Origin of the sequence: Croceicoccus pelagius, from assembly GCF_001661915.1 — a bacterium.
GTDB classification, from domain to species: Bacteria; Pseudomonadota; Alphaproteobacteria; order Sphingomonadales; family Sphingomonadaceae; genus Croceicoccus; species Croceicoccus pelagius.
This window is the reverse complement of record NZ_LYWY01000039.1, coordinates 187,358-210,869: the sequence shown is the minus strand read 5'-3', so window position 1 is coordinate 210,869 and position 23,512 is coordinate 187,358. Positions and strand designations below refer to the sequence as shown.

Genomic DNA, 23,512 nt, shown 5'->3' with positions numbered 1-23,512 from the left:
GCGGTCGCCGATCAGTCCTTGCGGAAGCGGGCGACGAAGAACCCGTCGAGCCCGCCAGCATCGGCCAGCATGCCCGGATCGGTCCTGAGCCAGCCCTCTGCGGTCGGCGCAAGGCCGGCGGGCAGTTCGTCCTGCGTAATCGGAGCGGGCGTTAGCGAAACGCGGCCCATCTGCGCTTCGCCTTCCTCGCGCTCCATCGAACAGACGGCATAGACCAGCAAGCCGCCGGGATTGAGCCAGGCGCTTGCCCGCTCGATCAGGGCCGCCTGCAGCTTTGAGAGATCCTCGATCTGGCCCCGCGATACGCGGTGAAGAACATCGGGATGGCGGCGGCAGGTACCCGTGGCGCTGCACGGCGCGTCGAGCAGGATGGCGTCGAAGCCCTGTTCCGGCTCCCACTTCAGGGCGTCTACTTCGACGACTTCTGCCGCAAGGCCCGTGCGCTGGAGATTTTGATGCAGGCGCTTCAATCGCCGCTTGGCGATGTCGAGCGCGGTTACCTCCCACCCCGCTGCCGCCAGCTGCAAGGTCTTGCCGCCCGGCGCAGCGCAAAGGTCGAGCGCCGTGCCCGCACTTTTACCCAGCAGGCTGGCCGGAATCGAAGCGGCAAGGTCCTGAACCCACCAGGCGCCCTCGTCGAAGCCGGGCAGAGCATCTACGGCCTGACCGCGCGAAAGGCGCAGCTGTCCCGGTGCCATGACGCGGGCGACCAGTCGCTCGGCCCAGGCATCCGTTTCGCCCGCATCGCGCAATGTGATGTCGAGCGGCGGAGGCGACGCAAGGCCGGCGGCGATTTCGGGAAAACGCTCGCCATATTGCGTGCGCCAGCGTGCGGCTACGTCTTCGGGTATCGTGGGCGCATCGGGCAGGCGAGCGCCCTTCTTGTCGAGGGTCGAGAACACACCATGCGCCAGCCGCCTCGGTCCGCCTGAAAGCAGCGGCAGGCCCGTCGCGATCACGGCATGGGGCGCTGTTTCCAGCTTCAGCGCCTGTGCGAGCATCATGCGTAGCACAGTTCGAACCTTGGCATCGTCGGGCAGTCGTTGGCGGGTCGCGGAATCGATCAGGCGGTCGAGGTCGACCTGCCAGCGCAGCACTTCGCTGGCGATAGCCCGGGCCAGCGCCGCATCGGACGGCCCGAGACCCTTGGCAGCGCCCGCCGCCGTGTCGAGCGTGTCGCCGCGGCGCAGGACCGCATCCAGCATCTTGAGCGCGGCGTTACGCGCGGGAAGTCCGGCAATGTCGTTCATCGCCCGCGCCTATCGGCCTTCGCCCTGCGCTTGGCAACACGAACTGTCCTTCGTGAGCGTTGCAACCGGATGCGGCGTACCCCATCTTGCTCACCATGACCGAAGAAACGAAGCGAGCCACGAAGCGCCCAGAAGGCTTCACCAAGCCCGCGCACTGGACCAACGACCCCGCCCCGAAGCCGGGCCCCGGAAGCCGTCACGAAGAGGACGAGCGCCCCGACCCGACGCGCTTTGGCGATTGGGAGAAAAACGGGATCGCGATCGACTTCTGATCGCGAATCCGCGTGCTCACCCCTCGATCACCCGCGATTCGGGGTGATGCTTGTCGAGGTGCTTCTTTATGATCTTCAGGTTCTTGGTGTTCGACCGGAACAAGAGGTCGAAGGCATCGCCCACGACCGGGATTGCGCCGACAGCGGTATCGAACCCGATGTTCGCGGCCATGCGCCACAGCTTCCACTTCGGAATGCCGAGGTTGCGGGCTTCCCACACGATATAGGCGCCCATCGCGGCGGTGATCACATCGCCGATCACGGGTACGAGGCCGACGACCGAATCGAGACCGACCCGGTAGTTCACGCCGGGGATCACGAAAGCGCGTTCCAGCACCGCTTCCATCGCCTCGATCCGCTTGCGGATGGAGGCCGGATCGTTGCCGACCGGCATGTTGTCCCGAAAATCCATGCGCCTTGCACGACCGGTCTCGAAACCGTCCGCGCCACGCACTCCGTCATTGCGATTGCCTTGGTCCATGCCCCTCAAGTGGGGTCGGCAAACAGCTGCGACAAGGGATGGAAACCCCAGCGGTTGACCGCGAACCCGTCTACCCCGCCGCGCACGAGCGAGAACCGGATCGGCGGGCCGAAGGAAATGAAGCCGTCGAGATCGGTCAGAAGCGCATCGGCTTCGGACAAAAGCTGCAGCCGCACCTCGGCATTGGGTTCGGCGATGGCCTGCGCGACAAGAGCGTCCGCTTCTTCGCTGCACAGCCCCTTCGTCACGTTGCAATCTAGCCGGTGCAGATACCACTCGGGACGGTCCATCCATGCGACATCGTCGACGAGCATGAGGTCGGCCTTGTCGTCTGGCCCCACGCGCCGCGCGCCAAGCCCGATACGCGACAGATCGGCGGAAAGTCGCCGGAACAGGATGTCGCCGCCCGTGCCCGTGGGAAGTGCGATCGTCAGCGGAGCGATGGCCCCCTCGCTCGCCACCCATCCCGCAACGCGCTGCACTGCGACATTCTGCCGTTCCTCCATTGTCAGCGCCGCCCATCGGCCCGCCGGCTGCTGCGTGCCCGGAGCGCCCACCGGAACGAGCCGCGTGCGCGGTGACCAGCCGCCGATCCCGAATGGCGCGATAAGCGCCTGCCGGTCGATCGCCATCGAAATCGCCTCGCGGTTGGAAGCGAGCGAGAGGAAGCCTTCACTGTCGCCGATCGCCAGCCCGAAAAGGCCGGTCACCGGATCGAGACGGATCGTCCCGCGAAGCAGTCCCCCCAGTTCGACATGCGGCAGGGCATCGATCCCGCCGCCAAGCAGCAGCCGCGCCTCGCCGCGCTGAAAGCGTTGCACTGCTTCCTTCGGCCCAGCGATGCGCAAGTCCATCGTCTCGGCATCGCGCGGGTCTTCGGCATAAGTCGCAAGGGTCAGCACCCCGCCCTCGTTCTCCATGCCGAGCACGCGGTCCTTGCGCGCGTCGAACCTCAGCGCCAGCGCCGGATCGGCGAGCAGTTGCAGGAATTCGGGTGCCGCGGTCTTCAACCGGATCTCGATGACCTGGTTCGTACGGGCATATATCCCGTCGATCATCGCCAGGTCCTTTCCCAGACCCGTCCCGTCAAGATCCTTGATCGCTTTCAGAAGCGCGGTGCGAACTTCGCGCGCGGTCAGCGGTTCGGTGCCGGGAAGCGCGCTCTGATCGAAGCGGAAGATGTAGCTCAGCCCGTCGTCGGTCACGATCCAGCGGTCGGCAAGGTCCGGCCGGATACGCCCTTCGGCGTCGAGGCCGACAAGCCCGCTGCCGGTCGCTTCGCGTAGGAGGCCGGCGGCAGGAGAGAATGGAGGGTCGGCGGAAAGCGCGGACTTTTCGTCGCCCACCAGGATCACGTCGAAACGCCCGCCGTCCCCGCTGTCGCAGGCGGCAAGCATTGCGATGGTCAGGCAGGCAAGAGGACGAAGAAGGGGCCGCATCGCCCCTTCCCTAACAGCGCAATCGTGCGCGGTCAGCAGCTATGATCGTCGCTATCGGAAAGTTCAGGCGCCGCGGTCGGCTTCGGTATCGGTCCGAATGGTCTTGCCGGTTTCGGCATCGCGTTCGGGAAGATCCACGTCGGTCACGGGAAATCGCACCTTGGCAGACTCCACCGCCTCGACGAATGCGATGCCGCAACGATCGCCGGCGGCCCAGGCCACTGTGCCCGCGACAAGGCCGATGTTGCACAGGTCGACGAAGACTTCGCTGCCGCGGATCACGCGCATCTGCCCTTCGGCCATGACGCCGGAATCCGAAATGTTGCGAAGCTTCACCGCATAAGGCGCGCCGTCCCGTTCAAGCCGGAGTTCGGCCATGAGAAACAGCGAATCGCGTTCGTGCTTGCGGTTGTCCTGATCCCGCATGACTTACCCCCGGATATCCTGCCGCGCGCGGTGAAAAAGGTTGCGCACGCATTAACCTCGATGAGCAAGGACTAACGCAGCAGGGCTAACGAAGTGTAAACGGGTCAGCAGGATTACCCACCTTTGTGCCGGCCCTGTTCCCGTTCGGGACAGTTACCGCCGAAAGGCGAAAAATCCGGTTAAATCAATCGTCGCGCGAGATTTTCTCGCGACGCTCATGCGCTTCCTGCGCTTCGACAGTCATCGTCGCGATCGGACGCGCGATGAGGCGGCCAAGGCCGATCGGTTCGCCCGTCACTTCGCAGTAACCGTATTCGCCTTCATCGATACGGCGCAGGGCCGAATCGATCTTGGCAATCAGCTTGCGCTGCCGGTCGCGGGTGCGAAGTTCGATCCCCCAGTCGGTTTCGCTGGAAGCGCGGTCGTTGAGATCGGGTTCGCGGATCGGCCCGTCCTGCAGCGACTGCAGCGTCCCGGCCGAAGCGTCGAGGATTGAGTGCTTCCATTCGATGAGCAGCTTGCGGAAGAATTCCTGCTGCTGCGGATTCATATAGGGCTCTGCCGCGTCGGGCGTATAATCGCCCACGTTGCGACGAGCAGTTGCGAGTACGTCAATTTCCGTAGCAGCCGCGAGGCCCATGCGTCACACTCCGCACTTGCCGGCGCCTAGGAGCCACCGGCCCTTCCGATCCCTGGGCTGGCCCTATAAGTGCCCGCCGATTCGCAAACAAGCGCATTTTCGTCGAATGATGTAATCACCCACAGATTAAGCTCTGCCGAACAGTGTTGAATGAAACGTTATTAGAGGAAGATCCTGTTCCCGCTTGGAATTTTGTCAGTTAACGTTTTGTTGACCACGATGACCCACCTTGTTCCTTGCCGCAGGGGATTTTGAGCGGCGCAAGACAGGGGTGATCGATATGGCATACGCCGAACATCTGTACCTTGTAGAAACCGGTCCGGCAGTTGATCCGGCGGTTCTCAAAACGACCGAGGCGCTCGTCTGTCGCTGCCTTTCGCAGCACGCCGACGGGGATGACAACGCGCTGTTCGAACTGGGCTGCGCCTTTTCGACCGGCAGCCGCGGTGCGCTGTGCGATCTGGTCGAGGCGCACAAGTACTTCAACCTTGCCGCATCGCGCGGCCACGAGGAAGCGCAGGCCTGTCGCGCCGAAGTCGCCGAGGAAATGACCGCCCGCGAAATCGTGGAAGCCCAGCGCCGCGCCCGCGCGTTCCTGGCCGAAACCGCGAACCGCCGCGTCGCCTGATGGAGTGGCCCCTGCGCTAGGGGCCTTTGCGGAACGGGGACAGCCCTTGCAGGGCTTCCTGTTCCATGCCGACACCAAGCGCCTCGCGCTCGAGGAAATCGGCAACCGCTGCCCGAAAGCCGGGATGCGGAATGAAATGGGCAGAGCGCGTGCGCACCGGCTCGTAACCACGGGCCAGCTTGTGCGAACCTTGGGCGCCTGCTTCCACCCGTGACAGCCCCCGCGCGATCGCCTCGTCGATGGCCTGGTAATAACACAGCTCGAAGTGCAGGAACGGCTTGTCAACCAGCGCACCCCAGTACCGACCATAAAGCGCCTCGGGTCCGATGAAGTTCAGTGCGCCTGCCACCGCCACATCGTCGTCATAGGCCAGCATCAGCAGCACATCGTCGGCCATCTCCTGGCCGAACAGGTCAAAGGCCTCACGCGTCAGGTAAGGCGTGCCCCACTTCCGCGCGCCGGTATCCTGATAGAAGAGCCAGAAAGCGTCCCAGTGTTCGGGCCGCATCATGCCTCCGGTCAGACTTTCGATCCGGATGCCTTCCTGCGCCTTGGCGCGTTCCTTGCGAATGGCCTTGCGCTTTCGCGAAGCGAGCGTGGCAAGGAAGTCCTCGAAACTTGCATAGCCGCGATTGGTCCAGTGGAACTGGATATCCTCGCGGATCATCCATCCGGCCTCCTCGAAGATGTGAACCTGTTCGTCCGCGATGAAAGTCGCATGGGCTGAAGACAGACCCTCGTTCTCGCAGAGCATTTCGACCGCGCGCAGCATCGTGCGCGCGGTCGCATCGTCGGGGGCCAGAACGCGCGGACCGGTTGCAGGCGTAAACGGAACCGAGATCTGGAGCTTGGGGTAATAGCTGCCCCCTGCCCGCTGCCACGCATCGGCCCAGCCGTGGTCGAAGACATATTCGCCCTGGCTGTGTCCCTTGATATACGCGGGTAGCGCGGCGAGGATTTCGCCGTCCTTCGCGCCCAGCGTCAAGGGCGTAGGCGACCAGCCGGTGCCTGGGCCGACACTGCCCGATTCTTCCAGCAGAGCGAGGAAGCGGTGGCTGGTGAAGGGATTGCCCGTTGGGTCGAGCGCGTCCCACTTCGCGGCATCGAGCCCGCCGACAGACGGATTGAGCCGCACGGCAAGTTCGCCGTCGCCAGCATCCTCGCTCACGCCAGCCCCGCCCCTTCCGCAATCGCGGCATCGGCATGGTGACGCGCCCGCGCCATGAGTTCGCGGCTGCGGACCGTCCAGGTCAGCAGCGGCATGCCGCGACGCCGATATCGATCAAGTGCGGGATCGGGCAGGTCGCGGATGTCGCAGGCGATGAAAGTGGCGCGCGCATGGACGATGGCCATCGCCCGTTCGACCGCAAAGGCCAGCCGCTGCTTCTCCCCCCTTCCCGTCACCAGTCCGCGCGGGCGGGTCGGCAAGGTGCGGCTGAACCAGCGCACGATGCGCGGATCGAAGCTCATGACGGCAGCCGGACCGTTGTAGCGCGACAGCGCCTGGACGACCGAGCGCGCCAGCGGCTTCCATTCGGCGTCGCGCTTCGACTTCACCTCGATCAGTACGGGGACTCGTCCGCCGACCAGCGCGAGAAATTCGCAGAGCCGCGGAATATTGCCGCCAGACTTCAACGCAATCTGCGCCAGTTCGTCCGCCGTCCGATCGCGTAACGCGCCGCTTTCGGTGGTGAGGCGGTCGAGCGTCCAGTCATGGAAGACCATCGCCTCGCCGTCGCCGCTCATCTGCACGTCGCATTCGATGCCTAGACCGGCCTTGATCGCCCCGCGAAACGCCGCTGGCGAGTTCTCGCAAGTGTCCGCATCGTGCAGACCTCGGTGGGCATAAGTCCAGTCGGCCAACCACACCTGACGGGCCATAACGGCCATCCGGTTGGAGTGCGTGCTCAGGCGCTCACCTGCAGGATCGCGTCGACTTCGACCGCCGCGCCCAGAGGCAGGACCGGCACGCCGACCGCGCTGCGGGCATGGCGCCCCGCTTCGCCGAAGACGGCCATCATCAGGTCGGACGCGCCGTTCACGACTTTGGGCTGATCGGTAAAATCTCCGGTCGAATTGACGAATCCGCCCAGCTTCACGACGCGCGTCACGCGGTCGAGCGAGCCCAAGGCCGCCTTTGCCTGTGCAAGGATCATCACGCCGCAGGCCTGCGCCGCCTCGATCCCCTGCTCCAGCGAGACGCTCTCGCCCAACCGCCCGGTGACGAGAGTGCCAGCGACGAAAGGAAGCTGGCCGGAAATATGCAGCAGGCCGCCTGCCTCGACTGCCGGGACATAGCTTGCCACCGGCGCGGCCGGTTCGGGCAGGGTCAGTCCCAATTCGGCAAGGCGGGCTTCGATATTGGCGCTCACGCGTCGTCTCCTTCGATTTGCTTCATCAGCCACGGGAGCGCTTCGTCCCAGGCGTCGATACGGGCATGGGCATCGCCCGCGGTATAGGCGCACGTGGCATGTGGGGCCACGTCCGGTTCGCCCACGAAATGGAGACGCGTCACTTGCGGCGCAACCCCTGCGACAGAGCCGTGGTGAATGGCCAGATCGTCGATGAAGAAAGCGGGCCTGTCGGCTCCATGTTCGTCTAGGATCTTCTGCAGCGCTGGCCCCTTGGGCCCCTGGTTGGTGTAGACTTGGAGGTCGATGCCCAGCTTCTTCAACTGCTGCGTGCGATTTTCGCGGCGGTGGTCCTGCAGGTTGGTCAGGACGACAACGTCGGCTTTTTCAGACAGCGCGCCAATCGCCTCGTCCGCGCCAGGGATCAGGTCCTGCCGGTGCATCTCGGTATCGAAGAACCCGCCAAGCAGTTTCCAGATTTCCTCTCGCTCCACCGGCTCGCCGGTTTCGCGATAGCGCAGCGCGTTCTCGAACCCTTGCGCGAGCGTCATGTCGACGCCGTGTTCCTCGCCCAGCCAGTCGCGGAAGTGATTGACCATGAACAGCAGGACTTCGTCGCAGTCCGTGATCACGAGTGGGCGTTTCATACTTCGTATCTCCTGCCCGAAAGGGCATCGCGTGCCTTGACGATGCGTTCGGGCGTCAGGCCAAGCGCGTCGGCCGCGGCCACCATGTCACCCTCGTTCCCGGCAAGGAATTCGAGCACTGCGGACTGCACTTCGCGGGTTCCTATCCCTTCCCGAAGACTGTCGGGTGACAATCCGGTGAGGCCGAGGAAACGATCGGCAAGGCGCTGGTCCTGCAGCAGCCACGACAGTGCCATCAAAGCCACAGTCGCATCGTCTGCTGAAGCTGGGGGCTGCATCGGGATTGTCAAACTCCGGGTATATAAATTACACAATCAGACGGTGGTGGGCCTTGGGGAAGACCTGCCGGGGGTAAATCGCAGTGACTGAACGTGTGATCGTTGTCGAGGACAACGACCTAAATCGAAAACTGTTTTGCGATCTACTACGAGCGAACGGGTTCGTTGTGGAGCCTTTCGCCGACGGCGACGACTTTATCGCCCGTGCGGCGAATTTCGGTCCCGATCTCGTCATCATGGATATCCAGCTTCCGAACGTCTCGGGCATTTCTTTGATAGAGGCGATGAAGGGCGATTTACGCCTGCGCGACGTCCCGATACTGGCCGTGACCGCGTACGCCGGCAAGGGTGACGAGGAAAAGATCCGCGATGCAGGGGCCGAAGGCTACTTGTCCAAGCCGGTATCGATCCACCCCTTCATGTCGGCCGTAAACGCCCTGATCGACCGCCGCGCCGCGGCTTAATTCAGCACGAACCTTTCAAGCAGGAACACGGCGAACGTCGTGCACAGCCCTGCGATGAACAACCGGTAGGCATAGCCCAGGAACCGGTACTTCTTGCGGGCCATGACCTGCCCGTTCTGGTAGATGTCGCGCAGCATTGCGCGATAGATCGCCTCGTCGCTGCCCAACGTGCCGAGCATGTCCTCGATCCACTCGTCCTCGGGCATTTGCGAGAACACGCCGAAGAACAGCTCGTTCGCCCGTGAATCGGAGTGTTGGTGCTTCCCCCTTGTCGACGGCAGGACCGCCATCACCGCGCATATGGCCGAGGCAAATGCGAAGATCGCGAGAACCGAGAGCGAGATCGGCATGATCCCCTGGCTCGCCTGTCCGACAGCGATGCTGAAAACCACGAACGTCGCGCCCATCAGGATCGACGCCTTCTGGTCCGCCATCTGCGACAGCGCAAGGTTGTTGGTCTGCGAGGTACGGACAAGATGGATCGCCTGCTGCGAAAAGCGGCGGACGGCGGGCCTTGTTTCGGCCTCGGTTCTGTCCGGCTCCGGCGTGGTCCCCTTATCCATCGCCATCAGGGATGACAGCTAAGCAACCTGCTGGCAAGCGGGCCGAAGACAGGCCGCAGGCCGTCCTTCGCTCGCCCCGACCTGCTGACCATGCACAGGCGCGGGCCACCTCTCCGCTTGACACCGGAGCCTCACCCCGCTTTGCCCAACGGTTGAAAATTCATTCCTTCATCAGAAAGCCAATTCCACCATGGACCGCGAAGATACCAAGGCCCGGATCGACACGCTGATCGAACCCTTCAACAAGAAGGGCGTCGCCATCACCGACGACACGACGTTTGCCGGCGATCTCGAATGGGACAGCCTGACCGTCATGGACTTCGTCGCCGCGATCGAGGACGAATTCGACATTATCATCTCGATGAACCAGCAGGCCGAGATCGAAACCTATGGCCAGCTGATCGACGCCGTTACCAAGCTGCGCGGCGAGTAACCGGCACATGAGCGAGAGCATTTCCACCCCCGACAAGCCCGAGCCCCTGCCCGAGGCGGAGGACGCGAAGGACCTGTTCAGCAAGTTCGACCCGCTCATCAAGCAGCGCCAGGATCTGCTCGACAGCGGCCTCGAGGACCCGTTCGGCCTGGTGATGGAACGTGTACTGTCTCCCGTCACCGCCGTATGCAACGGACGCGAGACAATCCTGCTCGGCACCTACAACTACATGGGCATGACCTTTGACCCCGACGTGATCGAGGCGGGCAAGAACGCACTAGACAACTACGGCTCGGGCACGACGGGCAGCCGCGTGCTGAACGGCACATATGTCGGTCACAAGGATGTCGAGGCCGCGCTTTGCGAATTCTATGGCATGGATCACGCCATGGTCTTCTCTACCGGGTACCAGGCCAACCTCGGCATCATTTCGACCATCGCCGGCAAGGGCGACTACATCGTCCTCGACATCGACAGCCACGCCTCCATCTGGGACGGCTGCGCGATGGGCAATGCCGAAGTCGTGCCCTTCAAGCACAACGACCTTGAAGCCATGGAAAAGCGCCTGAAGCGCATTCCCGAAGGCGCAGGAAAGCTGGTCGTCCTCGAAGGCGTCTATTCGATGCTGGGTGACATTGCCCCGCTCAAGGAAATGATCGCCATCGCCAAGAAGCACGGCGCGATGGTGCTGGTCGACGAGGCGCACTCGATGGGCTTTATCGGCCCGAACGGCCGCGGCGTCGCCGAGGATCAGGGCGTTCTGGACGATGTCGATTTCGTGATCGGTACGTTCTCCAAGTCGGTGGGTACGGTCGGCGGTTTCTGCGTCTCGAACCACCCGAAGTTCGAGATCATGCGCCTGGTCTGCCGCCCCTACGTCTTTACCGCCTCGCTTCCGCCGAGCGTCGTGGCCACTGCCGCGACCTCGATCCGCAAGCTCATGGATGCGGGCGACAAGCGCGAGCATCTCTGGGAAAACTCGAAACGGCTCCACAAGGGCCTGCGCGATCTCGGTTTCGAGCTTGGCACCGAGGAACCGCAGAGCGCGATCATCGCGGTCATCATGCCCGATCTCGAACGCGGCGCGGGCATGTGGGAAGCACTGCTGAAGGAAGGGCTTTACGTGAATCTTGCCCGTCCGCCGGCAACCCCTGCGGGCATGACGCTGCTGCGCTGCTCGCTCTGCGCTGAACACAGCGAGGAACAGGTCGGCCAGATCCTCACCATGTTCGAAGCAGCCGGCAAGGCCGTCGGCATCATCTGACCGTTGCGATCGGCGCAACCGCATGAGACAGTCCCTTCGGAAAAAGGGGAACTGTCCATGCGTGCGCTTACCGCTTTCACTTCACTCCTGCTTGCGGGCGCTGCTTGCCCTGCCCTTGCGCAGGATGCAAAGCCAGTGGGACTGCCCGACGGGTCGCATTCCGAAACCGCCGTCAGCGCCCCAAACGAAGAAACCGCGCCGGGCCATAAAGCGATGGATCACGGGGCGGACAAGCCCACGCAGCTGATCGCCAATGTCGGCAATGGCGGCTTTCCGATCAGCACCGACAATACGCAGGCGCAGGCCTTCTTCGACAACGGCATCGAACTGATGATGGCGTTCTCGCACGACGAGGCGACCGCCGCGATGGCGGAAGCAGTACGCCTCGCTCCAGAATGCGCTATGTGCCGTTGGGGTCATGCACTGTCGATGGGCCCCTCACTCAATTACGGGCGCGATGCCGAGGAACGGAAGGACGCCTATGCCGAAGTCCTTGAAGCCCGGCGACTGGCGAAAGGCACGACGACCGACCAGGAAAGCGCGCTGATCGAGGCGCTGGCTCTGCGCTACCGCCCCAAGGGCGATGTAGAGGCGCGCGACAAGGCCTATGCCCACAAGATGGCCGAACTTGCCGCGCGCTGGCCCGAACATGACACGTTGCAGGTTCTCGCCGCAGACGCGCTAATGGTCGCCTCAACCGACGAGAGCGGCATGGCAGAGCCGATCAACCTGATCGAGCCCGTACTGGCTCGCAACCCCGATCACACCGACGCGATCCACTTTTACATCCACGCGACCGAAATCGCGGGCGATCCGGCCAAGGCCGTGGCCGCTGCAGACCGGCTCGATGCGATGCGGCTGCAGGCCAGCCACCTCGTCCACATGCCATCGCACACGTGGTACTGGGTGGGCCGCTACGCCGATGCCGCCGCAGCCAACAAGCGTGCAGTGATGATTGGCGAGCATCAGGCGATGCTGCTCCCGCCCGATGCCGAGGGCGGGGTCTGGAAAATCCCGTACCATGCGCACAACGTCATCTTCGGCCTTGGCGGTGCGCTCATGTCCGGTGACAGCCGCACCGCGCTGATGCTGGGCCGTCCGCTGGTCGAATATTCGCAGGACCAGGAAGAAGGCAGCCCCGTCCGCCAGCTCCTTTCGGCAGCAGGCTATTTCGCGCTGGGCCGGTTCGAAGATCCAAAAGTCGTCCTCGCGCTGCCCGAACCCAAGTTGCCCTATCTTGCCGCCGCCCGGCACTATGCACGCGGCGAGGCTCTCGCATTCCTTGGCGATGCCGACGGCGTAAAGGCAGAGATCGCAGCCATTCCCGCCAGCATCGAGCCGCAAGGCGAAGGCAGCTACAAGAACGCCCCTGAACAGATGCTCTCGATCACTCGTGCCGTGCTGACGGGCCGGGTCGCGATGATGGAAAGCCGCCCGCGCGATGCCGCCGCCGCCTTTGCAGAGGCCGCGATGATCGAGGAAACCGACGACTTCAGCCGGTTCTCTGATCCGCCCGCCTTCTGGTACCCGGTCCGCCGGGACTATGCACTGGCGCTGAAGGCAGCAGGCGATAGCGAGGGCGCACTACGCGAAGCGCGCAAGACGCTGGAGGTGCGCCCGCTGGACCCCGTGGCAAGCCGGCTGGTCGAAGAAATCGCCACTGGCGGCTGATCCCGTCAGTTGATCGTGATGACCCCGTCAACGGCCTGCCATTCAGCGGGCCCGATCAGGTGCTTGTGCGCAACCGCTACGGAGTGCAGCACCGCTTCTATATCGGTGCGCCAGTAATCGAGAAACGTGCCGAGGCGGGGAAATTTCGGGGCGATGTCGTATTGCTGGAATACGAATTGCTGCAGAAGACTCCGGTGATCGGGCATCCAGAAATGCACCTGCACCGTGGTCAGGCCGTAGCCCTGAACCTGAAGCTCAAAATCCCGGTCCGCCATCGCTCCTCCTGCGTGTCGCGCCCAATGGGATTATTCGGCGCTATCACTGGAAATCACAATGACATGATCCGGTAAAGATCCGGTTGCGTCAACGATCTTTTGTGCAGCGCAGCAATTCAGGCGGGGCGCACCGATGTCGCTAGATCGCACGCCGTCTTGGTCTCCTCGCTACCTCCGCCGAGAAACGAAAGGGCGATGAAACCGGCCACGACCAGCACCACGAATGCAGCAGTGACCCAGCCGAGGTACTTGTCGATAAAGCTCTTGATGGGTGCGCCGAAGACACGGAACAGGATGCCGCAGCTCATGAAGATCAGCCCGCGCCCGGCGATGCTGGCGAGGATGAACGGCAGCAGCGCCATCTGGATGAAACCGGCGGTGATCGTCAGCAGCTTGAACGGGACCGGCGTCGATCCGGCAAGCAGGATCACCTCAACGTCATATTCGCGAAGATAGCAGGCGGCCTTGGGAAACGCTTCCTGCAGGCCGAGCGTCGCGATCAGCCATTGACCGAGCGTGTCGTAAAGGAAGTATCCGATCGCATAGCCGAACAATCCACCCAGCACTGACGCGATGGTCGTGATCAACGCATAGCGAACCGCCTTCTTCGGGTTTGCCAGGCACATGAGGCCGAGCAGAGGGTGCGGCGGAATCGGAAAGAAGCTCGATTCGACGAAAGCGAACCCGGCCAGCCAGCGTTCGGCATGGCGATGTTGCGCCTTTTCCATCGTCCATTCGTAAAGCTTGCGAAGCACGCGACCCTCTCGTCTTCCAGTGGATCGCGCAGGAGCAATCCGAACATCGTGAGCTATTTAGCCGATCTTTCCGCGAGGGACAGAGGCTAATCCCACATCCATCAAATAACCTATTTGGCACTTTTATATTGACATTGTGACGCTCTTTGGTTAGAGAAATTGAACATTGCGATAGAGCGAGTCGCCGGGGCAGTGGCGACATGGTTCTCGCGGTCAGCCAACAGGGAGGTCCACATGGCTCAGGGTTCCACCCCGGCGGGTCGACGCACGCCTGCAGACTGGAAGCAGATCTTTCTCGATACGCTTTCCTGCACCTCGAACATCAAGGCCGCCGCTCGCGCTGAGAAAGTCGACACCGGCACGGTCTATCGCCAGCGTCGGGCAGACCCGGTTTTCGCCAAGGCCTGGTTCCAGGCACTATGCGACGGATACGAAATCCTTGAACTGGAACTGGTTCGCCGCTTGCGCATGGGCGAATACGAAAGTGCCAAGACCAAGGGAAAGCGCAAGTACGACAACGCCAACTCGCTTCGCCTGCTGATCGCGCACAAGGAAACGGTCAGCAAGATGCGCGCGAACGAACAGCAGTTGGACGAGGAGGAGATCATCGCCTCGATCAATGCGAAGCTCGACCTGATGCGCGAAAGGATGCGCGAGGCGAGCGAAGCCGAGGAAGCGATGAAGCGCCCAGCGTTCCTCTCGTCGAGGTCAGGGAAGCGGCATGAGCCGGGTCTGGTTCGAGAGCGAACTCGAGACAGTCGCGACCTGGTGGCGCATCTTTCGCAAGGATGGAGTGACAATCGGTTTCACCAGCCACGACCGCGACATCGTCTTCGACGACATCCGCCATCTGACCGCACCCGGGATGGTACCTTCCGCCGTCAGGTTCAGCGCAGATTTTGAACCCGACAGCGCTGAGATGAGCGGCGCACTCGCCCACGCGGCCGTGACGAGCGAGGACCTCGAGGCGGGGCGGTTCGATGAGGCCCGGGTCGAAATGGGGATCGTCGATTGGGAAACGCTCGAACGCGAAGTGATCTATACGGGGCGCGTCGGCACGGTCGAGGAAGACGCGGGCAGTTTCACGGCCGAACTTTTATCCGAAAAGAGCCGCCTCGACGTCGACACGATACCGCGCACGAGCCCGACCTGCCGAGCCCGGTTCTGCGGACCGGGATGCAATCTGCCCGTGTCACGGTTCGCTAACGCCAGCCGGGTTGCGGTGATCGGTCAGGAGGGCACACGACTTATTGTGGCCGATGAGATCGCACCCACCGATTACCTCGATGGCGAAGTACGCGTGCTGGACGGTGCTGGAACCGGCCTGATCCATGAAGTGACCGCCATAGACGACGGTGCTTTCGTGCTGTCACCGGCGCTCGCAGAGACGGTCGCGGTCGGAACGCGGATCGAATTGCGTCAGGGTTGCGATCGCCGGTGGGCGACATGCAGCGGCCGCTTTGCAAACGGTGTGAATTTCCGGGGCGAACCTTTCCTCCCCGGGAACGATCTCCTCGCAAGATACCGGGTTTCCGGATGAGCAATCCACACACGGTGGCGGCGGCCGAAGCTTTTGTGGGCTCGCCATTTCGCTTGCGCGGGCGCGACCCGATGACGGGTCTGGACTGCGTCGGGCTGATAGCCGCCGTGACAGACCGCGTCGGCGGAAAAGCGCGTCCGCCCACGTCATACGGGCTTCGTAACACGAGCATCAACGCCATGCTCAGCAGCGCATCGGCCTCCGGGCTCAGGCGAACCGAGAACCCCTCGGCGGGAGATGTGCTGCTATTCGATCTGGGCGCAGGCCAATTCCATCTTGCTGTCGCGGTCGGGCCCGAGGCGATCGTCCACGCACACGCTGGCCTCCGCAAAGTCGTACAGGGCAAACCCGATCCGTCCTGGAAACGGATCGCGGCATGGCAGATTCCGACACATTTCAAGGATTGAACGATGGCAACACTGGTCCTGACCACAGTCGGCACCGCGCTTGGCGGTCCGCTTGGCGGCGCGCTTGGCACGCTGGCCGGACGCGCGCTCGACAATGCCGTTTTCGGCTCGCCAAAGCACGAGGGCGCGCGGCTCAAGGAACTCGCTGTCACGACGTCGAGTTACGGCACGGCCATTCCCCGTCACTTCGGAACCGTCCGAACCGCGGGGAGCGTGATCTGGGCTACCAACCTTGTCGAGCACAAGGAGAAGAGCGGCGGCGGCAAGGGCAAACCGAAGATCACCACTTACAGCTACACGATGTCGTTCGCAGTCGCGCTCGCCAGCCGGCCGATAGACGGCGTGGGACGTATCTGGGCTGACGGCAACCTGCTGCGCGGCGCCAATGGTGATCTGAAAGTCGGCGGAAGCTTTCGCATCTACTACGGCTCCGAACATCAAGCACCGGACCCGCTGATCGGCTCAGACATGGGTGCCACATGCCCGGCGTTTCGGGGAATCGCTTATGTCGTCTTCGAGGATCTCGAGCTTGCAGACTTCGGCAATCGCATTCCCGCGCTGACGTTCGAAATCTTTGCGGGTGAAAGCTCGCCCGAACTTGTGCCTCTGCTCTCGGACGGGCAGGAAATTGCATCCGGCTTCGAACTGGAGGGTATGACCGGGATCAGTCACGAAAGCGGCAGCGGGCTTGCACTCCTGGCGACAATCGACACCGGCTATCCCTTAGCAATCGATGCGTCGCGAGGAAGTCTCGGCGTGATCGGAAGTGCGATAAAGATTGCAACCGATGTCGTCGATCTGCCCACGCCTATCGCTAACCGCGAAGGCGAATTCGGGCAGTCCACCGGTTCTAAAAGATCGCGCATGGCGGGCGCCAGGCAGACCGCGATGTGTCTGCGCTACTACGACAAGGATCGCGACTTTCAGCCCGGTCTCCAGAGGAGTCGCGGCGTTGCCGGCAACGGCGCGATCGAGACCGTCGACTTTCCGGTAGGTCTTACGGCGGACGCTGCCCACCACATAGCGCAGGAATTGGCGGAACGATCGATGACCGGACGCGAGCGGCTCGCTTATCGCGTTGCGACTATCGACAAATCCATTCGTCCCGGAAGCTTCGTCCGTCCGCAAGCAACCAACACTGTCTGGCAAGTCGCCGGATAGGAATGGCGAGCGTCAGGCATCGAACTCGTATTGCGCTCTGTTCCAATGGGTCATGCAGGGGGTATCCGCTCTGCCGGCGATGCCGGGGCCGATCGCAAGCCGCGGGATCTGAGCAATGGGCCCACGCTTCTAAGCGCCTTTGAACTGCCTTGGGATGGCAGCGGAAGCGGTAACGAGCGACAGGTCTATGCCGCAGTGTCGTCGGCATACTCCGGTTGGACAGGCGCCGCGCTGCATATCGATACCGGCGACGGGGTACTTCTCACAATCGGTCGGGCGGAACGAGACCGTGCAATTGTTGGCAACCTACAGTCGCCGCTATCCCCTGCTTCCCCACATCTGGTCGACCGGGCGAGCAGACTGCTTGTCCAGCTCGCGATGCTGAGTTCGCGCTTACCGATGCCAGCATCGACGAATTGGCGCAGTGCGCAAATCGGGCCCGGATCGGCCAAGAAATCATTCAGTTCGGTTCGGCGCCCCCAAGAGGCGGCGGCCTTTATGAGCTCGCCAACTTGCTCCGCGGCCGAGGCGGAGCCGAGCATGAAATCGGAAACCATGGTGCCGACGAGGTCTTTGTCCTGTTGGACGATAATCTTACGGCGCTCGACACTGCGGCGATCGGGACCGCGGCAAATTTCGATATCGTCGCCTTGGGCCACGCAGATCCGCAACCGGTTCGGTCACCGGTTTCTTCGGGAGGTGCGACGCTGCGTCCGCTTTCCGCAGTCCGGGCGAGCATGAGCGAGAACGTGGATGGTGGGCTTTCGATTGCATGGACACGCCGTGCGCGCGGCGCGTGGTCATGGCCGGATGAAGTCGAAATACCGCTCATGGAAAGTCGAGAGGGTTACGAAGTCCGCTTTATCGACGCGGACGGTGTCGCCATCGTCTGGGAAGTCCCGGAAGCGCATCTCGATATCGATGCAGCTACCGCGACGGGCCTTCGCGCCAAGCCCAGACCGGCGACATTCGAGATCAGGCAGATCGGCGACCATGCGCGTTCGCTCCCGCTCTCACTCAACTTCTAATTTCTGATCGTGGAGATTCTCATGCCCGACCCGATTGGCTTCAGTGCGACTACGGCACGCTTCAAGCTTCCCTTCCTGAACGTCGCGCAGGCTCAGAAAGAGGTCTTCGTGAACGAGGCCCACGTCATTCTCGATGCCCTGCTGCATCCGGTTGTCCAAGGTACCACCGATACACCGCCCACCGATCCCAAATCCGGTGAATGCTGGATCGTCGCGCCAAGCGGTAACGGCCTGTTCGCATCGCATGATGACGAGATCGCCTGCTATCACGATGGACAATGGATTTTCTGCTCACCGGCCCGAGGTATGCAAGTGTTCGATCTCACAACCGGAGCGCTTGCATTCTTCGCGAATGGCTGGAGCCGACTTTCCCCGATTTCAAGCCCGCAAGGCGGGACGAATGTCGACATCGAAGCCCGCGCCGCCATCGACGGGATAATCGCTGCTCTGAACCAGGAGGGGATCACAGGCTAATCGTTAACAAAAGACTTACATGCAGATACGTATCATTGCTTGCCTGCGTTTTAGGCGGACGATAGAGAATCCCGAGGTGGCCTCGGGCAATGTCGCCTAAGAACAAGGGGAAACGCGAATGCGTACACTGATTATTGGCTTGGCGATGGCCTCGACGGCTATCGCCTCGCCTGCGCTTGCACGCGAAGGTGCATGGTACATCGAGTTCGCTGGCGGCGCTGCGATTGTTGAAGACACAGACGTCGACATCGGAACGGTCGAAAATGCCGCGACGATTGATTGGGACTATGGCTACGACTTTGGCGGTATCGTCGGCTACGACTTCGGCGCTTTCCGCCTAGAGGCTGAGGCCGCGTACAAGGGTTCGGATGACGACGGCGCCAATGTCGGTGGCACGCTGATTGCGGACGAAGATCTTCACGTCACCTACAACTCGCTCAGCTTCATGGTGAACGGGCTTCTCGACTTCGGTGACGACGATGGCCTGCAGGGCTTCGTCGGCGGCGGTGTCGGCGTTGCCCGCACGAGCGTCGATGGCACCGGGATCGTCGACGATTCCGATAGCGGATTTGCCTGGCAGGCCATTGCCGGCGTTCGCGCTCCGCTGACCGACAACTGGGACGTAGGCCTGAAGTATCGCTATTTCCGTCACGACGATATCGGTCTGATTGACCTGAACGGTGCAGACTTCGAACACGACATCCATTCGCATTCGCTGATGGGCACGCTGGCGTACAACTTCGGCATGGCTCCGCCGCCGCCGCCGCCGCCGCCGCCGCCGCCCCCGCCGCCGCCCCCGCCGCCCCCCCCGCCGCCGCCGGCAGCGGTCTGCAACACGGGTCCGTACATCGTGTTCTTCGACTGGGATTCGGCTGAAATCACCCCTGAGGCGGCAAGCATCCTCGACAGCGCCGTTGCGGCTTACGCCGATTGCGACAGCGTTCCGATCATGCTCGCAGGCTATACCGACCGTTCGGGTTCGGTGCAGTACAACATGGGCCTGTCCGAGCGTCGTAACGACTCGGTTCAGTCCTACCTCACGGCCCGCAGCATCCCGGCATCGGCCATCACGAGCGAAGCTTTCGGTGAAAGCAACCCGCGCGTGCCGACTGCCGACGGTGTTCGCGAACTCCAGAACCGCCGCGTGGAGATCACGTACGGTCCGGGTTCGGGCATGTAATTCTTTCCGATCACTCGGAAACGAAACAAGAAAAAGGGGCCGGTTCACGCCGGCCCCTTTTTCTTTTCATCGGTGTAATGGCATCAGGCGTAGGACAGCGGATCTTCGCGTCCGGCCTTGCTGAAGCCTTCCAGCCGCAACCGGCAGCTGTCGCATTGTCCGCAAGCGGTGCCGTCGGGCATCGGATCGTAGCAGGACCAGCTTACCGCCGGATCGAGCCCAATCCTGTAGGCTTCGGAAACGATCTCCGCCTTGCCCAGATATTGTAACGGTGCGTGGATCGTGAACTCTCCACCCTGAGCCCCGGCCTTGGTCGCCAAGCGAGCGAGATCGGCAAATCCCTGGATGAACTCGGGGCGGCAATCGGGATAGCCCGAGTAGTCGAGCGCATTGACACCGATAAAGATGTCGCGCGCGCCAATCGCCTCGGCCCATGCCAGCGTCAAAGACAGGAACACGAGGTTGCGTGCCGGGACGTATGTGACCGGAATATCTTCGCCGACGCCGTCCTTCGGCACGTCGATATCGGCAGTCAGCGCTGAACCGCCGAAAGCGCGCAGGTCCAGCGGCAGAACGACGTGCCGGTCCGTGCCAAGTTCGCCAGCGATCTGTTTCGCACTCTCCAGTTCCCGGCGATGCCGCTGGTTGTAATCGATCGTGAGCGCATTGAGGGCAAAGCCCTGCTCGCGCGCGATCCCGGCGGTCACCATCGAGTCCAGCCCACCCGACAGGAGAACGACGGCAGGCGCTTGTTTGTGCTGATCAGTCATGACGTGGAGCTAGGATGCACCTTCGCCGGGCGCAAGCGGGTTCAGACGTCGAGCGCAAAGACCTTGGAGCAGAACGCGCAGTCGACATGGATCAGGCCGTCGTCCTCGCGCATCTCGGCAAGATCGTCCTGTGCGAACTGCGACAAGACACTGCGGTAGTGCTCGACCGTGCAGCGGCATCCGCGCACGATATGCTCCAGCGCTTCGACGCGGACCGTGTCTTCCTCGTGGTAGAGACGCCAGACGATCGCCTCCATCGAGAGCGCCGGATCGACAAGCTCTGCGTGGCGAATGCTTCCCCCGATCACCGCGACATGCTCCCAATCGGGATCGTCGTAGCGCACGTGAAGCCTTTCGCGGCCTTCCTCGCCATCGGGTAAGTGCTGGATCAGCACGCCCCCGGCGACCGTGTGGCTACCTTCCGAACTGATCGCGACACGCAGGACTGAGGGGACCTGTTCCGACTGCCGGAAATACATCTCGCAAGCCTCGCTCAGCGACGTTCCGTCAAGCGGCACTACTCCCTGATACCGACCGCCGGTCGCGAGATCGAAGGTGATCGCGAGGAAGGATTCGTCACCGAACAGCGCCTTGAGTCCGGGATTGGCGCCCAGCCGTTCCAACGCCTTCTCGTCGTGCTGGAGATAACCGCGCAGCTCTCCGCCGCGATAGTCGCAAGCAAGCAGGCTGACCGCACCATTCGGCGCCTGCACCTGCATCGTCAGTTGCCCGCCGGTCTTTACCAGCGAACCCATCAGCGTGCACAGCACGAGCGCTTCCGACAGCAGGTTGCGCGCTGCCGCCGGATAGTCGTGCGCAGACAGGATCAGGTCGAGCGTCGGACCAAGACGAACGCATCGCCCGCGCGCGTCCCTTTCGGGCAGCGTGAAGGCAAGCACGCGGTCAAACCCGGTCTCGTTCTGCATGACAGGCGGCGTATCGCTCACAGCTGGCCGAACGCCCAGCGCAGCACCGACTTCTGGGCGTGGATGCGGTTTTCCGCTTCATCCCAGACGACCGAGTGCGGCCCTTCGAACACGTCCTTGCTCACTTCGTCCCCGACATGAGCGGGCAGGCAGTGCAAGAATACCGCGTCGTCCTGAGCATGAGCCATGAGTTCGGCGTTGACCTGGTAGGGACGCATCGCCGCCAGCTTTTCGGCCGCTTCCGCCTGTCCCATGGAAACCCAGGTGTCGGTCACCAGAACGTCAGCGCCCGAAGCTGCCTTTGAAGCATCGCGGCAAAGCGTGACGGTCGACCCCGCAGCCCGTGCCATTTCGACGAATTCTGCATCCGGCTCATACCCTTCGGGCACACCATACCGGACGTTAAACTTCATCAGGCCCGCCGCCTCGAGGATCGAGTGCAGCACGTTGTTGCCATCACCGAGCCATGCAAGTTCCAGCCCCGGCAGCGCCTTGCCATGCTCGACTAGCGTGAGCAGGTCGGCGACGATCTGGCAGGGGTGGGAACGATCGGTGAGCCCATTGATCACCGGAACGGTCGCATGGCGCGCCAATTCCTCGATCTTGGCGTGATCGTCGGTTCGTATCATAATCGCATCGACCATGCGCGAAAGGACGCGCGCGGTGTCGGCCACGGTCTCGCCCCGGCCAAGCTGCATGCTGCCCGCTTCCATGATGATCGAGCTGCCGCCAAGCTGTCTGATCGCCATGTCGAACGACACGCGCGTACGGGTCGAGTTCTTCTCGAAGATCATGGCCAGAACGCGGCCCTTGAGCGGCGCATCGTCATCGGGCGCGCCCTTGGGCATCCCGACACGCGCTTCTTTGCGGTCGATGGCGTCGTTGATCATCGCCGCAATCGCGTCTCCCCCCGCATCCGAGAGGTCGAGGAAATGCCGCACGCTCACGGCGTGTAATCAGCCGCCCCGGCGGACAGCTTCTCCATGAATTCGTCGATGTGAGCGTCTTCGATGACGAGCGGCGGAAGGATGCGGATAACATTGTCGCCCGCAGCGACTGTCAGCAGGCCGTGATGGTCGCGCAGGTGCGCCACGAAGGGCCGGCTCTCGACCTTCATCTTCACGCCCATCATCAGACCCATCCCGCGAACGTCCTCGAACAGGTCGGGGTAGTTGCCGATGAACTGTTCGAGACGGCCGCGCAGCTTTTCGCCCATCGTGCGGACGTGCGCGAGGAATTCGTCGTTCGCCACCGCGTCCAGAACAGCCTCGCCCGCAGCCATCGCCAGCGGGTTACCGCCATACGTGCTGCCATGTGTACCGAAGACCATGCCGCGCGCGGCTTTCTCGGTCGCGAGGCACGCGCCCATCGGGAAGCCACCGCCGATGCCCTTTGCAGTTGCAAGGATGTCGGGTTCGACGCCGAACTGTTCGTAGGCGTAGAACGTGCCGGTGCGCGCCACCCCGCACTGAACCTCGTCGAAGATCAGCATCAAGTCATTGGCATCGCAAAGATCGCGCAGTCCCTTGATGAAGGCGTCGTCGGCAACGCGGATGCCGCCCTCGCCCTGCACCGGCTCGACCATAATCGCGGCAGTGTGCGGCCCGACAGCGGCCTTGGCGCCTTCGAGATCATTGAACTCTACATACTTGAATCCGGGCAGCAGGGGCATGAAGCCCTTGTGCATCTTGTCCTGGTTCGACGCGCTGATCGTCGCCATCGTACGGCCGTGGAAGGCGTTCTTGAAGGTGATGATCTCGTAGCGATCTTCGTTGCCGTCATGCTGGTGATAGGCCCGCGCCGTCTTCATCGCGGTCTCGACCGCCTCGGCGCCCGAGTTCGTGAAGAAAACGGTGTCGGCAAAGGTCAGGTCGACAAGCCGCTGCGCCAGCGATTCGCCCTGCGGACTACCGTACATATTCGAGACGTGCATCAGCGTCTCGGCCTGCTTCTTGATCGCACCGATCAGACCCGGATGCGAATGGCCGAGAAGATTCACCGCGATACCGCTGGCAAAGTCGAGGAATCGCCGGCCATCCTCGGAAACGAGATGGCAGTTTTCGCCTCGCACCGGCCGGACATCACAGCGCGGATACACGGGCATCAGGGGCGTAATCGACATTTCAGCGATCCTCTTACGGAATATTCAAAAGAGAAATGGCGGCCCCCGGTGGGAACCGCCATTTTTC

Annotated in this window: 30 protein-coding genes and 1 pseudogene; 14 read left to right on the top strand and 17 right to left on the bottom strand. The window is 62.7% G+C overall.

The window, feature by feature from the left end; all coding sequences use genetic code 11:
• Positions 1–11 precede the first annotated feature (11 nt).
• Positions 12–1,250: an RsmB/NOP family class I SAM-dependent RNA methyltransferase gene (locus tag A9D15_RS12385; protein ID WP_066765446.1), complete on the bottom strand. Its 1,239-nt coding sequence runs from the start codon at positions 1,248–1,250 to the stop codon at positions 12–14.
• A 95-nt stretch (positions 1,251–1,345) separates the two neighbouring features.
• On the opposite strand from A9D15_RS12385, the gene A9D15_RS16610 reads away from it, so the two are divergent.
• The gene (locus tag A9D15_RS16610; protein WP_156521770.1) at positions 1,346–1,522 is read left to right on the top strand and encodes a DUF1674 domain-containing protein; all 177 of its coding nucleotides are present in this window, start codon (positions 1,346–1,348) and stop codon (positions 1,520–1,522) included.
• 16 nt (positions 1,523–1,538) lie between these two features.
• Here A9D15_RS16610 and A9D15_RS12380 read toward each other — a convergent pair whose 3' ends face one another.
• From A9D15_RS12380 to dksA, 4 genes are all read right to left on the bottom strand, one after another.
• Complete coding sequence (locus A9D15_RS12380; RefSeq protein WP_066766087.1) at positions 1,539–1,934, bottom strand: DUF4112 domain-containing protein; 396 nt, start codon at positions 1,932–1,934, stop codon at positions 1,539–1,541.
• A 74-nt stretch (positions 1,935–2,008) separates the two neighbouring features.
• Entirely contained in the window at positions 2,009–3,442 is a 1,434-nt protein-coding gene (locus A9D15_RS12375; RefSeq protein WP_066765445.1) for an ABC transporter substrate-binding protein, read from the bottom strand.
• A 63-nt stretch (positions 3,443–3,505) separates the two neighbouring features.
• On the bottom strand, positions 3,506–3,868 hold the full coding sequence (locus A9D15_RS12370; protein WP_066765443.1) for a PilZ domain-containing protein: 363 nt from the start codon (positions 3,866–3,868) through the stop codon (positions 3,506–3,508).
• Between the two features lie 184 nt (positions 3,869–4,052).
• Entirely contained in the window at positions 4,053–4,508 is a 456-nt protein-coding gene (gene dksA, locus A9D15_RS12365) for an RNA polymerase-binding protein DksA (protein ID WP_066765441.1), read from the bottom strand.
• A 280-nt stretch (positions 4,509–4,788) separates the two neighbouring features.
• On the opposite strand from dksA, the gene A9D15_RS12360 reads away from it, so the two are divergent.
• Entirely contained in the window at positions 4,789–5,136 is a 348-nt protein-coding gene (locus tag A9D15_RS12360) for a hypothetical protein (RefSeq protein ID WP_066766085.1), read from the top strand.
• Between the two features lie 16 nt (positions 5,137–5,152).
• On the opposite strand, the gene A9D15_RS12355 is transcribed toward A9D15_RS12360, so the two are convergent.
• The 5 genes from A9D15_RS12355 to A9D15_RS12335 are packed head-to-tail and all read right to left on the bottom strand — an operon-like array spanning position 5,153 to position 8,370.
• Positions 5,153–6,304, bottom strand: a complete 1,152-nt coding sequence (locus A9D15_RS12355) for a GNAT family N-acetyltransferase (protein ID WP_082924449.1) — start codon at positions 6,302–6,304, stop codon at positions 5,153–5,155.
• Positions 6,301–7,017 (bottom strand): glycerophosphodiester phosphodiesterase family protein, encoded by a 717-nt coding sequence (locus tag A9D15_RS12350; RefSeq protein ID WP_244881979.1) that lies wholly within the window; start codon positions 7,015–7,017, stop codon positions 6,301–6,303. Before A9D15_RS12350 ends, A9D15_RS12355 begins: the two co-directional genes overlap by 4 nt.
• Before the next feature lie 26 nt (positions 7,018–7,043).
• The gene (locus A9D15_RS12345; RefSeq protein WP_066765437.1) at positions 7,044–7,508 is read right to left on the bottom strand and encodes a RidA family protein; all 465 of its coding nucleotides are present in this window, start codon (positions 7,506–7,508) and stop codon (positions 7,044–7,046) included.
• Complete coding sequence (locus A9D15_RS12340; RefSeq protein WP_066765434.1) at positions 7,505–8,134, bottom strand: HAD family hydrolase; 630 nt, start codon at positions 8,132–8,134, stop codon at positions 7,505–7,507. Before A9D15_RS12340 ends, A9D15_RS12345 begins: the two co-directional genes overlap by 4 nt.
• On the bottom strand, positions 8,131–8,370 hold the full coding sequence (locus A9D15_RS12335) for a DUF3572 domain-containing protein (RefSeq protein WP_244881984.1): 240 nt from the start codon (positions 8,368–8,370) through the stop codon (positions 8,131–8,133). Before A9D15_RS12335 ends, A9D15_RS12340 begins: the two co-directional genes overlap by 4 nt.
• Positions 8,371–8,495: 125 nt before the next feature.
• Between A9D15_RS12335 and A9D15_RS12330 the strand changes: the two genes are divergently transcribed.
• On the top strand, positions 8,496–8,876 hold the full coding sequence (locus A9D15_RS12330; RefSeq protein WP_066765430.1) for a response regulator: 381 nt from the start codon (positions 8,496–8,498) through the stop codon (positions 8,874–8,876).
• Here the strand turns inward: A9D15_RS12330 and A9D15_RS12325 are convergent.
• Positions 8,873–9,439: a Pycsar system effector family protein gene (locus A9D15_RS12325; RefSeq protein WP_066766081.1), complete on the bottom strand. Its 567-nt coding sequence runs from the start codon at positions 9,437–9,439 to the stop codon at positions 8,873–8,875. The genes A9D15_RS12330 and A9D15_RS12325 overlap by 4 nt on opposite strands.
• Before the next feature lie 190 nt (positions 9,440–9,629).
• Here A9D15_RS12325 and A9D15_RS12320 point away from each other — a divergent pair, with 190 nt between their 5' ends.
• From A9D15_RS12320 to A9D15_RS12310, 3 genes are read left to right on the top strand one after another with little or no spacing between them, the layout of a single operon-like run.
• Positions 9,630–9,872 carry an acyl carrier protein gene (locus A9D15_RS12320; RefSeq protein ID WP_066765427.1) on the top strand — a complete coding sequence of 81 codons (243 nt, stop codon included), beginning with the start codon at positions 9,630–9,632 and terminating at the stop codon, positions 9,870–9,872.
• A 7-nt stretch (positions 9,873–9,879) separates the two neighbouring features.
• Entirely contained in the window at positions 9,880–11,136 is a 1,257-nt protein-coding gene (gene spt / locus A9D15_RS12315; protein ID WP_066765425.1) for a serine palmitoyltransferase, read from the top strand.
• Positions 11,137–11,193: 57 nt separating this feature from the next.
• On the top strand, positions 11,194–12,807 hold the full coding sequence (locus tag A9D15_RS12310) for a hypothetical protein (protein WP_066765423.1): 1,614 nt from the start codon (positions 11,194–11,196) through the stop codon (positions 12,805–12,807).
• 5 nt (positions 12,808–12,812) lie between these two features.
• On the opposite strand, the gene A9D15_RS12305 is transcribed toward A9D15_RS12310, so the two are convergent.
• Together A9D15_RS12305 and A9D15_RS12300 are read right to left on the bottom strand one after the other, a co-directional pair.
• Positions 12,813–13,082: an usg protein gene (locus A9D15_RS12305; RefSeq protein WP_066765422.1), complete on the bottom strand. Its 270-nt coding sequence runs from the start codon at positions 13,080–13,082 to the stop codon at positions 12,813–12,815.
• A 116-nt stretch (positions 13,083–13,198) separates the two neighbouring features.
• Positions 13,199–13,837: a YqaA family protein gene (locus A9D15_RS12300; protein ID WP_066765421.1), complete on the bottom strand. Its 639-nt coding sequence runs from the start codon at positions 13,835–13,837 to the stop codon at positions 13,199–13,201.
• A gap of 234 nt (positions 13,838–14,071) precedes the next feature.
• Between A9D15_RS12300 and A9D15_RS16995 the strand changes: the two genes are divergently transcribed.
• The 8 genes and pseudogenes from A9D15_RS16995 to A9D15_RS12270 all read left to right on the top strand — a co-directional run bounded on the left by A9D15_RS16995 (position 14,072) and on the right by A9D15_RS12270 (position 19,627).
• Positions 14,072–14,740, top strand: coding sequence for a hypothetical protein (locus A9D15_RS16995; protein ID WP_229660263.1), 669 nt, complete (start codon positions 14,072–14,074; stop codon positions 14,738–14,740).
• Positions 14,631–15,377 carry a DUF2163 domain-containing protein gene (locus tag A9D15_RS12295; protein WP_229660264.1) on the top strand — a complete coding sequence of 249 codons (747 nt, stop codon included), beginning with the start codon at positions 14,631–14,633 and terminating at the stop codon, positions 15,375–15,377. The genes A9D15_RS16995 and A9D15_RS12295 overlap by 110 nt, the downstream gene beginning before the upstream one ends.
• Positions 15,378–15,391: 14 nt before the next feature.
• A complete protein-coding gene (locus tag A9D15_RS12290) occupies positions 15,392–15,784 on the top strand; it encodes an NlpC/P60 family protein (protein WP_172807526.1) in 393 nt (130 codons plus the stop codon).
• Positions 15,785–15,787: 3 nt separating this feature from the next.
• Positions 15,788–16,945: a phage tail protein gene (locus tag A9D15_RS12285; RefSeq protein ID WP_066765416.1), complete on the top strand. Its 1,158-nt coding sequence runs from the start codon at positions 15,788–15,790 to the stop codon at positions 16,943–16,945.
• A 215-nt stretch (positions 16,946–17,160) separates the two neighbouring features.
• A pseudogene (locus A9D15_RS17170) lies at positions 17,161–17,511 on the top strand (GTA baseplate fiber-binding domain-containing protein); the annotation flags it as partial.
• A gap of 171 nt (positions 17,512–17,682) precedes the next feature.
• On the top strand, positions 17,683–17,973 hold the full coding sequence (locus tag A9D15_RS12280) for a hypothetical protein (protein WP_172807525.1): 291 nt from the start codon (positions 17,683–17,685) through the stop codon (positions 17,971–17,973).
• A gap of 21 nt (positions 17,974–17,994) precedes the next feature.
• Positions 17,995–18,447: a DUF2793 domain-containing protein gene (locus A9D15_RS12275; protein WP_066765410.1), complete on the top strand. Its 453-nt coding sequence runs from the start codon at positions 17,995–17,997 to the stop codon at positions 18,445–18,447.
• Positions 18,448–18,565: 118 nt separating this feature from the next.
• Complete coding sequence (locus A9D15_RS12270; protein WP_066765408.1) at positions 18,566–19,627, top strand: OmpA family protein; 1,062 nt, start codon at positions 18,566–18,568, stop codon at positions 19,625–19,627.
• An 83-nt stretch (positions 19,628–19,710) separates the two neighbouring features.
• Here A9D15_RS12270 and queC read toward each other — a convergent pair whose 3' ends face one another.
• Genes queC through A9D15_RS12250 form a run of 4 tightly spaced genes read right to left on the bottom strand, consistent with a single transcriptional unit; the run spans position 19,711 to position 23,445 of the window.
• A complete protein-coding gene (queC, locus tag A9D15_RS12265; protein ID WP_066765406.1) occupies positions 19,711–20,397 on the bottom strand; it encodes a 7-cyano-7-deazaguanine synthase QueC in 687 nt (228 codons plus the stop codon).
• Positions 20,398–20,438: 41 nt separating this feature from the next.
• The gene (gene hslO / locus A9D15_RS12260) at positions 20,439–21,344 is read right to left on the bottom strand and encodes an Hsp33 family molecular chaperone HslO (protein WP_229660265.1); all 906 of its coding nucleotides are present in this window, start codon (positions 21,342–21,344) and stop codon (positions 20,439–20,441) included.
• Positions 21,341–22,270 (bottom strand): ornithine carbamoyltransferase, encoded by a 930-nt coding sequence (argF, locus tag A9D15_RS12255; protein WP_156521767.1) that lies wholly within the window; start codon positions 22,268–22,270, stop codon positions 21,341–21,343. The genes hslO and argF overlap by 4 nt, the downstream gene beginning before the upstream one ends.
• Positions 22,267–23,445 (bottom strand): aspartate aminotransferase family protein, encoded by a 1,179-nt coding sequence (locus A9D15_RS12250; protein WP_066765404.1) that lies wholly within the window; start codon positions 23,443–23,445, stop codon positions 22,267–22,269. Before A9D15_RS12250 ends, argF begins: the two co-directional genes overlap by 4 nt.
• Between the last annotated feature and the right edge of the window lie 67 nt (positions 23,446–23,512).

Coding starts and splice junctions, on each gene's coding strand:
- A9D15_RS12340 (WP_066765434.1), bottom strand. CDS start 8,134: ATGAAACGCCCACTCGTGATCACGGACTGCGACGAAGTCCTGCTGTTC.
- A9D15_RS12285 (WP_066765416.1), top strand. CDS start 15,788: ATGGCAACACTGGTCCTGACCACAGTCGGCACCGCGCTTGGCGGTCCG.
- A9D15_RS12280 (WP_172807525.1), top strand. CDS start 17,683: ATGAGCGAGAACGTGGATGGTGGGCTTTCGATTGCATGGACACGCCGT.
- A9D15_RS12350 (WP_244881979.1), bottom strand. CDS start 7,017: ATGGCCCGTCAGGTGTGGTTGGCCGACTGGACTTATGCCCACCGAGGT.
- A9D15_RS16610 (WP_156521770.1), top strand. CDS start 1,346: ATGACCGAAGAAACGAAGCGAGCCACGAAGCGCCCAGAAGGCTTCACC.
- spt (WP_066765425.1), top strand. CDS start 9,880: ATGAGCGAGAGCATTTCCACCCCCGACAAGCCCGAGCCCCTGCCCGAG.
- A9D15_RS12325 (WP_066766081.1), bottom strand. CDS start 9,439: ATGGATAAGGGGACCACGCCGGAGCCGGACAGAACCGAGGCCGAAACA.
- A9D15_RS12310 (WP_066765423.1), top strand. CDS start 11,194: ATGCGTGCGCTTACCGCTTTCACTTCACTCCTGCTTGCGGGCGCTGCT.
- A9D15_RS12375 (WP_066765445.1), bottom strand. CDS start 3,442: ATGCGGCCCCTTCTTCGTCCTCTTGCCTGCCTGACCATCGCAATGCTT.
- A9D15_RS12275 (WP_066765410.1), top strand. CDS start 17,995: ATGCCCGACCCGATTGGCTTCAGTGCGACTACGGCACGCTTCAAGCTT.
- A9D15_RS12270 (WP_066765408.1), top strand. CDS start 18,566: ATGCGTACACTGATTATTGGCTTGGCGATGGCCTCGACGGCTATCGCC.
- A9D15_RS12320 (WP_066765427.1), top strand. CDS start 9,630: ATGGACCGCGAAGATACCAAGGCCCGGATCGACACGCTGATCGAACCC.
- A9D15_RS12335 (WP_244881984.1), bottom strand. CDS start 8,370: ATGGCACTGTCGTGGCTGCTGCAGGACCAGCGCCTTGCCGATCGTTTC.
- A9D15_RS16995 (WP_229660263.1), top strand. CDS start 14,072: ATGGCTCAGGGTTCCACCCCGGCGGGTCGACGCACGCCTGCAGACTGG.
- A9D15_RS12385 (WP_066765446.1), bottom strand. CDS start 1,250: ATGAACGACATTGCCGGACTTCCCGCGCGTAACGCCGCGCTCAAGATG.
- A9D15_RS12360 (WP_066766085.1), top strand. CDS start 4,789: ATGGCATACGCCGAACATCTGTACCTTGTAGAAACCGGTCCGGCAGTT.
- A9D15_RS12380 (WP_066766087.1), bottom strand. CDS start 1,934: ATGGATTTTCGGGACAACATGCCGGTCGGCAACGATCCGGCCTCCATC.
- dksA (WP_066765441.1), bottom strand. CDS start 4,508: ATGGGCCTCGCGGCTGCTACGGAAATTGACGTACTCGCAACTGCTCGT.
- A9D15_RS12250 (WP_066765404.1), bottom strand. CDS start 23,445: ATGTCGATTACGCCCCTGATGCCCGTGTATCCGCGCTGTGATGTCCGG.
- A9D15_RS12370 (WP_066765443.1), bottom strand. CDS start 3,868: ATGCGGGATCAGGACAACCGCAAGCACGAACGCGATTCGCTGTTTCTC.
- queC (WP_066765406.1), bottom strand. CDS start 20,397: ATGACTGATCAGCACAAACAAGCGCCTGCCGTCGTTCTCCTGTCGGGT.
- A9D15_RS12305 (WP_066765422.1), bottom strand. CDS start 13,082: ATGGCGGACCGGGATTTTGAGCTTCAGGTTCAGGGCTACGGCCTGACC.